Origin of the sequence: Rhizobium sp. YS-1r (genome assembly GCF_000757525.1) — a bacterium.
GTDB lineage: Bacteria > Pseudomonadota > Alphaproteobacteria > Rhizobiales > Rhizobiaceae > Neorhizobium > Neorhizobium petrolearium.
Genome location: NZ_JPYQ01000001.1, coordinates 26897 through 38961, shown reverse-complemented (window position 1 = coordinate 38961; position 12065 = coordinate 26897). Strand labels below are relative to the sequence as shown.

11 protein-coding genes and 1 pseudogene are annotated in these 12065 nt (G+C 57.0%); 9 read left to right on the top strand and 3 right to left on the bottom strand.

The window, feature by feature from the left end:
* Nucleotides 1-63 precede the first annotated feature (63 nt).
* Nucleotides 64-768, top strand: coding sequence for a GntR family transcriptional regulator (locus tag JL39_RS00185; protein WP_052182553.1), 705 nt, complete (start codon nucleotides 64-66; stop codon nucleotides 766-768).
* A 127-nt stretch (nucleotides 769-895) separates the two neighbouring features.
* Entirely contained in the window at nucleotides 896-1933 is a 1038-nt protein-coding gene (locus tag JL39_RS00180) for an IS110 family transposase (protein ID WP_037145014.1), read from the top strand.
* Between the two features lie 458 nt (nucleotides 1934-2391).
* Here JL39_RS00180 and hydA read toward each other — a convergent pair whose 3' ends face one another.
* The 3 genes from hydA to JL39_RS00165 are packed head-to-tail and all read right to left on the bottom strand — an operon-like array spanning nucleotide 2392 to nucleotide 5377.
* Nucleotides 2392-3789: a dihydropyrimidinase gene (hydA, locus tag JL39_RS00175; RefSeq protein ID WP_037145011.1), complete on the bottom strand. Its 1398-nt coding sequence runs from the start codon at nucleotides 3787-3789 to the stop codon at nucleotides 2392-2394.
* A 2-nt stretch (nucleotides 3790-3791) separates the two neighbouring features.
* Nucleotides 3792-4586, bottom strand: a complete 795-nt coding sequence (locus tag JL39_RS00170; RefSeq protein ID WP_052182552.1) for a GntR family transcriptional regulator — start codon at nucleotides 4584-4586, stop codon at nucleotides 3792-3794.
* A gap of 47 nt (nucleotides 4587-4633) precedes the next feature.
* Entirely contained in the window at nucleotides 4634-5377 is a 744-nt protein-coding gene (locus JL39_RS00165) for an aspartate/glutamate racemase family protein (RefSeq protein WP_037145009.1), read from the bottom strand.
* 320 nt (nucleotides 5378-5697) lie between these two features.
* Between JL39_RS00165 and JL39_RS00160 the strand changes: the two genes are divergently transcribed.
* The 7 genes and pseudogenes from JL39_RS00160 (at nucleotide 5698) to JL39_RS32320 (ending at nucleotide 11975) form a co-directional block, all read left to right on the top strand.
* Nucleotides 5698-6741 (top strand): TRAP transporter substrate-binding protein, encoded by a 1044-nt coding sequence (locus JL39_RS00160; protein ID WP_037145006.1) that lies wholly within the window; start codon nucleotides 5698-5700, stop codon nucleotides 6739-6741.
* A 73-nt stretch (nucleotides 6742-6814) separates the two neighbouring features.
* On the top strand, nucleotides 6815-7414 hold the full coding sequence (locus JL39_RS00155) for a TRAP transporter small permease (RefSeq protein ID WP_037145004.1): 600 nt from the start codon (nucleotides 6815-6817) through the stop codon (nucleotides 7412-7414).
* Nucleotides 7414-8715: a TRAP transporter large permease gene (locus JL39_RS00150; protein ID WP_037145002.1), complete on the top strand. Its 1302-nt coding sequence runs from the start codon at nucleotides 7414-7416 to the stop codon at nucleotides 8713-8715. The genes JL39_RS00155 and JL39_RS00150 overlap by 1 nt, the downstream gene beginning before the upstream one ends.
* Nucleotides 8716-8741: 26 nt before the next feature.
* Entirely contained in the window at nucleotides 8742-10199 is a 1458-nt protein-coding gene (locus JL39_RS00145) for an amidohydrolase family protein (RefSeq protein ID WP_200883895.1), read from the top strand.
* Nucleotides 10196-11203 carry an NAD(P)-dependent oxidoreductase gene (locus JL39_RS00140; protein WP_052182551.1) on the top strand — a complete coding sequence of 336 codons (1008 nt, stop codon included), beginning with the start codon at nucleotides 10196-10198 and terminating at the stop codon, nucleotides 11201-11203. The genes JL39_RS00145 and JL39_RS00140 overlap by 4 nt, the downstream gene beginning before the upstream one ends.
* Nucleotides 11200-11721 (top strand): annotated as a pseudogene (locus JL39_RS00135) (SDR family NAD(P)-dependent oxidoreductase). Before JL39_RS00140 ends, JL39_RS00135 begins: the two are co-directional and overlap by 4 nt.
* Complete coding sequence (locus tag JL39_RS32320) at nucleotides 11709-11975, top strand: SDR family oxidoreductase (protein ID WP_244446797.1); 267 nt, start codon at nucleotides 11709-11711, stop codon at nucleotides 11973-11975. The pseudogene JL39_RS00135 and the gene JL39_RS32320 overlap by 13 nt, the downstream one beginning before the upstream one ends.
* Nucleotides 11976-12065: the final 90 nt, after the last annotated feature.

The following is a 12065-nucleotide window of genomic DNA, read 5'->3' as shown; positions in this document are numbered from 1 at the left end:
GTTTTGAGCCCCAAGATGAGTTATTGCTTTCGAACATCGGTAGCGTGCGAGAGTCGCAAATAAATGGATGAAACTGCAGAGAAAAGCGGCAGCTGGGAAGCGGTATACAAGGACCTGCAGCGCAAGATCATTTCCGGCGCCTGCCGGCCGCGGGAGCGGTTGATCGAAGATGAAATCATGGTCCGCACCGGCGCGACTCGCCATGGCGTGCGGCGGGCTTTCGACGAGCTGGAAAAGGTCGGCCTCGTCATTCGCCAGCCGAACAAGGGTGTCCAGGTTCGGGATTATTCTATTCGCGAGGTGGAGGAACTTTACGAAATCCGCGAATGCCTCGAAACGCAGGCAGCGCGGCATTTTTCAAGGCCGGCAGAACCGCAGTTCATCACCTTCCTGACAGACATTGCCGAAAAGCATCGCGAGGCTTCGCGCGCCATGCGGTTCTCCGAGGTGTTCACGCTCAACAATACGTTCCATGAAACGCTTTATGAGCACGCCGGCAACAAACGGCTGGCCGAAGCGATCCAACATTATACGTTCTCGACCCATCCAATCCGCACTCGTGCCTTCCCCAACGAGGAGATGCGCGAAGTGGCGATCGAAGAACATTTTGCGATGATTGAGGCGATCCGACAGGGAGATGGGAACCATCTGGCCGACATCATCCGTCGCCATATCGGTAGGCCAAAGGACTTTTATCTACAGGCGACCAACATAGAGGCTTCCTTTGAAGAAGACCTGGGCGCAGCGAGCAAGGACACTGCACTCTAGGCAGCCACGTGTGATAAACCGTATCGCTCTCGACAACCCACGCTCTTGATGTTGGAGTGGACGGCCCCTGAACGGCATCGAAATGTGCCAGAATGAGCTGTTGAGATCTCAATCGGAGGGGCCGCCCATGGACAAGATTATTCGTATTGGCATGGATACGTCAAAACATGTTTTTCAGCTGCATGGCGTGAATGCTGAAGAGAAGTCGGTCTTGCGTGAGAAAATGCGACGCAAGGAGATGATCGACTTCTTCACGACCTGCCCGCCAACTTTGGTCGCGATCGAGGCCTGTGGTGGTTCGCATCATTGGGCACGGCTGCTCGCCTCATTCGGGCATGAGGTAAAAATGATCGCACCACAACTTGCTAAGCCCTACGTCAAACGGAACAAGAACGACGCGGCCGATGCCGAAGGGCTCTGCGAGGCAATGAGCCGCCCAACGATGCGGTTTGTTCCGGTTAAGACAGTTGATGAACAAGCGGCACTCATGCTGATCAGCGTCCGTACCCGCCTCATCGCCAACCGCACCCAACTCGCCAACGCAATCCGGGGCTACGCCAATGAGTTTGGTGTTTCCGCAGCCAAGGGGCTGGCGCATATCCCTATGCTGCTTGAAAGGATACAGGCCGACGCGACTGTGCCAGAGCTCGCACAGGAATTGTTCATGAGCCAGGCCGAGGAATACGCTCAACTGGAAAAGAAGATTGCGGATGTGGAGGCCAAGGTAAAGGCATGGCAGCGTAACGACGAACGCAGCAGACGTCTCAACACCATTCCCGGCATTGGCCCAATCGGTTCGGCTCTTTTGATCATGAAGACGCCCGCTCCGGAGCTGTTCCAATCTGGCCGCCAGTTCGCAGCCTGGATAGGGTTGACGCCAAAAGATCACTCGACCGGCGGCAAGCTGCGGCTCGGTGGTATCACGCGAGCCGGCGATGAAGCTCTGCGGGCCGTCTTGGTGGCAGGAGCAACCGCTGTCATTCATCACGCGCGGCGATCTGGTAAGGCTTCTCAATGGTTGGCGGAACTGCTCAGACGTAAGCCGCCTAAACTGGCAGCTGTCGCACTTGCCAACAAGATGGCGCGCATAGCCTGGAAACTCATGATCTCTGGGCAAACATACAGCGCACAATCAGGAGCAGCCTTGACGGGATGCGCCGCATGAAGACGGGAAGCAAGCATCCGAGACGTCCTGATCTTCACCACGTGTTGGTGATACAACAACTTGCAGGATAATAGCAGATGGTGTGATCGATCGATCCGGGACACAGGATACTCCGGAAATCCCTTTGGCTCCTCAAGGCCGCCTTGATGTTTGGGACCTGTGTTGCGGAAACCATCTTGGCCAGCGTTCATGTGCGGACGCAACAACAGGCCGGACATATGGACGCAAGCGATCTGGTCAAATTATCTCGAGATATCTTGCAAGTCGGGGGCCGTCCACATAAGAGATTTGAACCTTCGACCCTTGGTAAAACATCATGGTGGAACGTTGAAATCTCTGGCGAATGTCGGGCAGCTTTCGTCTGGTCCGTTTACATTAGCACCGTCGGCGATAGCCTGAACCATCGGATCAGCTAATGAAACCGAGTGGCCTGTAAGAGCGCGCACTTCGGTGTGACTTCAGGCATAACTACTGATCTCGCGTGGCAGATAGGTTCCGCCTCCCTTTTCAGCCGCGAGCTGTCCGTCACGCACGACGACCTTGCCTCGCACCATCGTCAATATCGGCCAGCCGGTTGTTTCGAGCCCCTCGTAAGGCGTGTAGTCAGAGCCGTCGGCCAGCATGGAATGGGTCAGCACCTGTCTGAGTTCGGGATCCCATATTGCGATGTCGGCATCGGCGCCGACGGCGATCGTACCCTTGCGCGGATAAAGACCATAGGTCTTGGCGTGGTTTGTCGAAGTGACCGCTACGAATTTATTGATGTCTATACGACCCTTCATGACGCCCTCCGAAAAAAGGATCGGAAGACGCGCACCGACACCCGGAATGCCGTTTGGCACCCATCGAAAGCTTGTCCGACCTTTGGGCGTGAGCTTGCCCTGCGGATCGTTGTAACGGAAAGGGCAATGGTCGGAGGAAAATACCGTGAAGACATCTTGCTGCAGCCCTTCCCAGCAGGCTTCCTGGCTGTCTACGTCACGCGGCGGAGGTGAACAGACATATTTTGCGCCCTCCATGTTGAGGCCGTCGAGATCGCTTTCGGTCAGTACCAGATATTGCGGGCAGGTCTCACCGTAGATTCGCAGTCCGCGCTGTCGAGCGCGCCGGATTTCCTCCATCGTCTCGCGGTTGGAAACATGCACGATCATCAGCGGAACATCCGACAATTCGGCGAGGGAGATGGCCCGATATGTCGCCTCCCTCTCAGCAATCTTCGGACGCGAAGAGGCGTGATATCTCGGAGCAGTCTTACCCTCGGTCTCGAACTGCTCGGTCAGATAGCGGATGATGTCGTAATTTTCTGCGTGGATCATCACTAAGGCACGGGTATCTTTGGCAACCGCCATGACACGCATGATATCGAGGTCGCCGAGCGCGAGACCGTCATAGGTCATGAAGATTTTGAAGGATGTATAGCCGTCGCGTACCAGTGCCGGTAGTTCCTGACCGAGAACCTGAGGAGTTGGATCTGAAATGATCATGTGAAATGACACGTCGGTATAGCACTGGCCTTCAGCCTTGGCATGGTAAGCCTCGATCGCCGTACGTAGTGACTGTCCGCTTTCCTGCAGGCAGAACGGCAGGATTGTAGTGTTGCCGCCGATTGCGGCGGAACGCGTCGCACTTTCGAAATCATCCGCCATAACGATGCCTTCGCCCGAAGGCTGGGAGATATGGACGTGGCTATCTATACCGCCGGGAAGGACCCAGCGACCGCCAGCATCGATCACATCCCGAGCCTCTCCAAGATCCGTGCCGAGTGCTGCGATCTTGCCATCGCGGATAGCAATGTCACAGGCAAAGACATCGGATGCCGTAGCGACACGGCCTCCCTTGATGATGGTGTCATACATGATCAGGTTTGCTCCGTATCGATGGGATTGGGTGATCGCCTTGCGGGAGTGCGGCGCTTTTTCGCGGTCTCTGATGCCGTTTCGAGTTTCCTGCTTGCAACGACGGCAAGCATTGCCTGGCCGGTCAGACGGCTGTGCGATTCCAGCCGCTCGGCGAGATCGAGGGGTGTGCGCGCCTTAAGTGCAGTCAAAATGCGCTCATGTTCGGCGAAGGATTGCTGCAGTCTTCTGTCGTGCTCGTTAACCAGGAAGCGGTAGCGCCAAATCTTCTGCTGTACTGCTTCATAATTCTGGATCAACAAAGGGTTGCGAGTAGCCTGGGCAAGGCCGCGGTGAAATCTGTAGTTCAGATGCGTGTAATCGTCGTGCCTACCGGCACTGAGTGCTTCATTGAGCTGAAGATGGAGCGCTTCCAGCGCTGCGATCTCCTCGTCTGTCGCACGCTCGGCCGCCGTGAGCCCGATCAGCCGCTCCAATGCCCCCTTGAACTCAAAGACCGGCCCGACTTCTTCAGGGGCGATCGGCGCTACAATCGCACCTCGATTGGGCCGCAAGATGACAAATCCCTCTGCAGCCATCACCTTCAGCGCCTCGCGGAGGGGCGTGCGTGAGACGCCGAAACGCTGGCATAATTCTGCCTCTGGTATGCGAGATCCATCCGGAAGTTCACTCGCCATGAACATGGCACGCAGGCCGATCAGCAAATTGTCGTGCAACGTTGATGAGCCACCGGACGGGGCATCGTCCAATGTCTCGTCGCTGCGTAGGGTCAGAGCGGTTTGTTTGTCTGCGCTCATTGATGATTTCCGATATTCTGCAAAATGTTGCGGTGCATAAAGCCGCCTCAGACCGTAAACATCCTGCCGTATTTGGAAAGCGCCGTCATCGGCACACCTGTTTCTCCAAGGCACCCCCAAAGGGTGAAAGCAACCGAGTCGAGTACCGGAATACCAAGCTCCCGCTCGAGCTCAGCTGCGATCATCGGACCGCGCATATTGGTGCAAAGAATCACAATCGCATCGGGTTTCGACTTCGCGACATCCCGGCACATTTCAGCAATTTGCACCTCGGTGACCTGTGCAAAGGCGAAATTCTCCGAAAGTCCCGAATGGCTCTCGGCCAAGGTTTCGACGCCGATCTCGCGATAATTGGCAATGATCTTCTGCTGCACGTCGTCAGTATAAGGGCTCACAAGTCCGAGCCGCTTCACGCCCAGCTTCTCGATCAAGCGATTGAGGCTGAGGACTGCACTCGTCGCCTTAATGTTGAGACGCTCTCGTAAGGTTGCGCAAAGCATTTCGTCCGTATCAAAGCCCAGCCAACTTGCGGACGTGCCGTTCCAGGCAATCACATCGGGATTGGCATCCATCAAAAGCTCGGCCGCCTGATAGATCGGATCAAGATTGAATTGCTGATTGGAATCGCTATCCAGCGCAATACGCACCACACGGAAACGGCCGAAATGCACGCTTACCTGCGGAAAGAGCGGCTGTGCCAGCGCGCAAGTGAAGGGCTCGACAACGGTATTCGATGAGGGCGTCAACATTGCGATAATCGTTCGCCGGATATCACTACTGCTATTTTGCATTCAAAATCTCGCTATTTCCACATTTATCGCGCACGCTCGAAATCCGCACCGTCCAACGAGCCAGGTACGGGCTGAGCGCCAAATCCTTTCCTTTTATCACCGAAGCAAGCCATTAAAGGCAAGATAAAACTATCTGCCCTATCGCCAAAAAAAACCGCAATTACTGGGTTTTCTGCATAAAATTCCGCTTCAATGATTATTATTTAGCCATTTCGATTTCGGCGCTATTTTTTCCGCACTCAAATACGATTTGCAGTTGGCGACAGGTTTTTTATCTGCAACACTCTCGCCATGAATGAATTCAAAAATAGGGGTTCTTGATGCGTAATACTCTTTTCGCTCCATTGCTGGCAGCAGGCCTAATTGCTTCCGTCACGGCGGCAACTGCTCAGACGCCACTGCGAGTGGCGGGCAATTTCTCCCAAAACAACAAGCAGGTTGATATCGAACGCTCCTTCTTCGAGGGGTTGCCCGCAGCCTCCGGCGTCGATCTTGCAGTCAACTACAATCCGATGGATGTCGTCGGAGTAAAGGCTCCGGATGCCCTGCGCATGCTGCGTGGCGGCTCCTTCGACGTCATGTCGGTGCAAATCGGCATGGCTTCTCGCGACGATCCCTTCTTTGAGGGCGTTGACCTTATCGGCGTTGCCACCGACATGCCGTCGCTTCGCAAAGTCGTGGATGCCTATCGCGACGCTTTCGACCAGCGCTTGCAGCAGAAGTTCAATGCCAAGGTTCTGACCCTTTGGCCATTTGGACCTCAGGTTTTCTACTGCAACCAGGAGATCAAGGAACTTGCCGACCTAAAGGGTCTGAAAGTTCGCTCCTTCACGCCATCAATGTCCGCAATGCTTGAAAGCTTTGGTGCTACACCGGTCACGCTGCAGTTCTCGGAAGTTTATCCTGCCCTCCAGCGTGGCGTCGCCTCCTGCGGCGTGACCTCGCCGACTTCAGGCAATACAGGCAATTGGCCGGAAGTAACGTCCCATTTGCTGCCGCTTTCCGTTTCGGGTTCGGTACAGGGCCATTTCATGAACCTCGACACATGGAAGAAGCTGTCATCCGAGCAGCAGGCTGCCCTTATGACGCAGTTCAAGGCGCTGGAAGACAAGCTGTGGGACCTTGCGACCACCGCCAATGACGATGCCGTCGCCTGCAATACCGGCGAAGCAAGCTGCGCCAACCATAAAAAATTCAGCATGAAACTTGTTGCGATCAGTGACAGCGACCGCCAGAAAATCAAGGACGTGGCGGAAAACACCGTCCTGCCGATCTGGAAGGAAACCTGCAACAAGGTCGACGCCACCTGCTCGGAAACTTGGAACAAGACGGCCGGTGCAGCTGCCGGCCTGACGATCAAGTAGCTCCACAGGCGGAGGGCTGTTCATTTGGACTGCTCTTCGCCTCTTTCCGTCCATTCATCACGGACCGCTTCACATGATCAACAACGATAACCCGCTGACGCGGTCTCTGATGCCAATCGCGCGACTGATCGCACTGGTCGCCGGCTACATGCTGCTGGGCCTGACACTTCTGATTACAGCCGAGGTGGTGATGCGCTCCGCCTTCAATTTTTCACTGCAGGGCTCGGACGAATATGGCGGCTATGTCCTGGCGATCTTGGCTGCGTTCGGTTTTTCTTACGCGCTTCTGGAACGAGCCCATACCCGTGTTGAAATCATTGTGGAGCGCGTCGGCACTGGACCGCAGGTTATACTGAACCTGATCTCCTGCTGGTGTGTGGCACTGATGGCTGCATTCATCGCCTGGCGCAGTTGGGCTGCATTGTTCGAAAGCCTCGAGTTCGGTTCGCTCTCGGGCACGCCGCTGATGACACCGCTCTGGATGCCGCAATTACTTTGGGTCGCCGGTCTTGTGATCTTCGGCATCACCTCAACGCTTATTGCCCTGCATGCCACGCTGCTGGCTATGAAAAACCGACGCAGCCTAAATCGCTTCTACGGCATCAAGACACTCGACGAAATCATCGAAGAGGAACGTATCGAGATAAGCGACAATTCGGAGGCCTTCCGCTGATGATCGGTATTTTTGGAGCCTCAATCGGCTTTCTCGTTATGCTTGGGCTGATGCTGATCGGCTTGCCCGTGGCCGTCGCGCTTTTCCTCACTGCCTTTGTCGGCGCCTGGGCTTTTCTCGGCTGGCCGACCCTGCTCGGCTTTGGCAATCAGATGTGGAGCGGCCAGAACGATTTCATTCTGACCGCCATCCCTCTCTTCGTCTTCCTTGGCGAAATCCTCGTCCGATCAGGTGTGGCGGACGGTCTCTATCGCTGCCTGTCTGACTGGATGCGCAAGCTGCCAGGAGGACTTCTGCACTCGAATATCGGCGCAAGCGCCGTCTTCGCGGCTGTTTCAGGTTCTTCGGTCGCAACGGCCGCCACCATTGGCACGGTTGCGCTCCCGATCCTCAAGGAACGGAAATATGACGACCGGCTGACGACGGGCTCGATCGCAGCCGGCGCCACACTCGGCATCCTCATTCCGCCATCGATCAACATGATCATCTACGGGTCGATGACGAATACTTCGATCGGCCAACTGTTTGCGGCAGGCATCATACCGGGCCTGCTTCTTACAGCCTGTTTCATGATGCTGATCGCAGTGATCTGCGTGTTGAAGCCCGACCTCGCCGGCCCTACTCTTCCGGATCGTCCCTTCGCGGACAAGATGGCAAGCCTTATGGACATGTTCCAGCCTTTCGTCATCTTCGTCGTGGTCATGGGTTCGATCTATGCCGGTTGGGCCACCCCGACGGAATCCGCGGCGATAGGTGTCGTCTGCTCGATCGCCGTCGCTATCGCCAAGGGTCGCTTCACCATCATATTGATGCATGAAGCGATGATCTCGACGGTGCGCATCTCCGCCATGATCTTGCTCATTATGGTCGGTGCGCAATTCCTTAATTTCGTTATCGGCGTACTTGGGGTGCCTCAGGCGCTGACCGCCTTCGTCTCGCAATTCGGCGCAGGCCCTGTCGAAATCCTGCTGTTGCTGATCGTCTTTTATCTCATTCTCGGTTGTTTCATGGAAACGCTGTCGATGATGATTGCCACGCTGCCGGTCGTCTTTCCGCTTATAGTGCATCTGGGCATCGACCCGGTCTGGTTCGGCATCTTTCTGGTGCTGATGATGGAGATCGGTCTCATCACTCCGCCAATCGGCATGAACCTCTATGTCGTGCAGGGTGTGCGTGGCCAAGGCTCGATCATTGAAGTCATGCGTGGCGCAACACCTTTCGTGCTCCTCATGCTCGCCTTCACCGGTGTGCTTATCGCGTTGCCGGATATGGCGCTTTGGCTGCCCCGCCAGTTGTTCTGAATATGCGGTTGCTCGAGGCAGATTTCGTGGCAGCCGCAGCAGACGCTGCGGTTGGCATTACCATGATCGAAAAGGGCGCGGTCGCCATCGAGGGCGACCGGATCGTGGACATCGGATTGGCCGTCGATCTTGCCGCCCGACACATGTCGTCGGAGCGGGTGCAATTTCCCGATGCGGTCCTCGTGCCGGGCTTCGTTAACGCCCACCAGCATGGCCGGGGTCTCAGCCAGATTCAGCTTGGCTATCCCGATGATCAGCTCGAGCCATGGATCGCTCGCCGGCGTGGTCGCGGGGCGCCGGATGCGTACGCGTTGACTCGGCTCGCTGCGGAAGAAATGCTGGCAAACGGCGTTACCGCGACGATACACGCCAATTACAGCTATGCCTCCGGCAATTATGAAGCCGAACTGCGCGCATCCATCCGCGCCTATCTCGAAACCGGCCTGCGCGCGACGGTCTGCGTCGGTTACGCCGATCGCGGCGGCCTTGTCTATCCGCCTGCTGACGAGAGCGTCTTCAGAGCTGGTCTTTCAGCAGCCGCGCAAGCACTGCTGCAATCGGCACGCCCGGCATGGTTGCCGCTGGAGGGAACCCTCGACCTGATGGCGCGGCTTTGTGAAGAGTTTGCCGGTCATCCGACCATCACTCTGGCCTACGGCCCCGCCGGTCCTCAATGGGTCAGCGATGCGGCGTGGCGGTCGCTGGCCGAAGACGCGGCGCGTCGTGGCCTCGGATTACACTTTCACCTGCTGGAGTCGCCGGCTCAGGCAGCTTGCGCAAAAGTCCTCTATCCGGAAGGCGTGCTCAACCGCCTGCAATCGCTAGGCGTATTCGAAGCACGTGCAAGCGCTGCCCATTTCGCTCAGGCGACTGAAAGGGACATTGCCGACGCGGCCCGGATGGGTCTTGTCATCGTCAGCAATCCCGGCTCCAACATGCGGCTTGGCAACGGCCCTCCCGACATCGCCCGCTGGAGGGCTGCAGGACTTGATGTTGCGCTCGGTACCGACAATTGCGCATTTCAAGACAATGAGGACTATCTATCCGAATTGCGGCTTGGCAGCCTGCTGGCGCGCGGTAACGCGGCAGCAGGCAAATCCGATGGAGCCGCGACATTTTTGATGGGAACCGATGCGGGTGCCCGCGCCATGTTCGTCACCGATGCCGGCCGACTGACGCTCGGCATGAAGGCTGATCTCGTGGCCCTCGACCTCTCCCGACTTCGCGGCACCTATCTGGACCAGGATACCGATCTACTCGGCGCAGTCATCGCGCGAGGACTTGGCTCGGACGTGCTGATGACCGTGGTCGATGGGGTCGAGCGCTATCGGCGCGGTAGGCTTGCGGATCTACGTCGCAATCAAGCAGCAGAACTTGCCGCCAAAGCCGCAGCAGCATCGCGAAGCGTAGGTGAAGATGGTTCTTTCGCGGCAGCGGAGATCGCCGAAGCACTTCGCAGTCACTATGTGAGGCTTGCACAATGACGAATCGATTGCCGAGCTCCGTCGTTCTCGTCACCGGTGCTTGCGGCTTCGTCGGTTCCGCCATCTGCGAGGAACTGGTGTCGCGCAACATCACCGTCATCGGCGCCGATCATACGCTTCCGCGTTTTCCCAAGGCCGATTGGGCCGGGCGGGTGACGTTCGTCTATCTCGATATCCGCGATAGTCAGGCCATCGCGCAACTCCTACATGAGCATGCCATCACCCACATTGTTCATGCGGCGGCGATAACGCCAGACATGGATTGGGAGCGCAAGGACGCGGACACGGTCATCGACGTGAATGTCACCGCCTCCTGCCGGGTGATGATGGCGGCACGCGAGATCGGGCTGGAGCGGATTATATATCTCTCTTCGATCTCGGCTTACGGCTCTGCCACACCGACTATCGATGGCCGGTTCTGCGAAATTGAAAGCATACCGAAGCCAGAAACCCTTTATGGCATCTCCAAACATGCCGCCGAAGGCGCGATGCGCAGGCTCGCGTATCTGAATGGGCTTGATCTGCGCATTATCCGGCTTGGCGCACTTTTCGGACCATGGGAACTCGCGACGGATGCAAGAAGCTTGCTCAGTCCACATCACCAGATCGCTATGCAGGCGCGTGCAGGAAAATGCTGCTTATTGCCGCGAGCGGTTCACGCGGACTGGCTGTACTCGCGCGACGCCGCAAAGCGGATCGCCGATGTGCTTCTTGCTGAAACGATCTTACCGCAAATCTTCAATCTTGGCGGTGGCCGGATCACAAGCTTGATCGACTGGTGTGAGGCGCTCGGCCAGCAGATCGATGATTTCCGCTTCGGCATCATTGCAGCAGCCCCCACGGTTCGCTACGGTTACCCCAGTGACCGCCCTGCCCTCGACAACCGGCAGATCGATCAGGTTTCGGCTCATCGTCGAACCTCACTCGAGCAGGCCGCGCGCGAATTGCTGCATTGGCTGGATCGCTTCAGCACCACCTCCAACACCTCGGAGATAATCCCATGACACAACGCCTTTGCGGTCGGGTGGCCATTGTCACCGGCGGCTCCTCCGGAATCGGCCGCGCCATCACTCGCAAGTTTGCAAGCCACGGTGCCATTGTCGTCGTTGCCGACATCACGACAGATGCCATCGAAGGCGGGCGGCCTGTCTGCGACATAGCCACGGAAGAGGGCGGAAAAGCTGTCTTCTTCAGGACGGACGTCTCCATTGCGAGAGACGTAGACGCCATGGTGGCGGAGACCGTTTCGCGTTTCGGTTGACTGGACATCCTTGTCAACAACGCGGTGCTGCGCGCCGGGAAGCCACTTGCGGAGACAGAGGAAGCCGATTGGGATCGGGTGATGGATGTCAGCTTGAAGGGCGCCTATCTCTGCGCTCGCGCCGCTGTCCTGCAGATGCTGAAACAGGACGTCGTGGGCGAGGCTCGTGGGCGCCTGATTCATATCTCTTCGCAGCATGCCATATTAGCGCACCGGAAGATTTCGCCTACGGCGTCAGCAAGGCTGGCGTGGCCTATATGACAAGGCAGATCGCTGCCGACTATGCGAAAGACCTCATCGTCTCGAATGCCGTCGCTCCCGGCAAGATACTGACAGGCAAGGGCGGCCGCGCGGTCGACCCGCGCTGGATAGAATATTCTGAAGGCCGCACGCCCTGGCCGAGATTGGAAACGCCTGAAGACGTCGCCAATGCCGCCCTTTTCCTAGCGAGTGATGAGGCGACCTATATCACCGGCCACAATCTATTCGTCGACGGTGGGTGGATGGCATCGTGAGTCCCCAGATCAAAAAGCAACGCCCATTGGTCTTGATGAGAGCCAAACCGTCACCCTGTCATCAAAAGTCTATCATTGGCGAATTGCTGG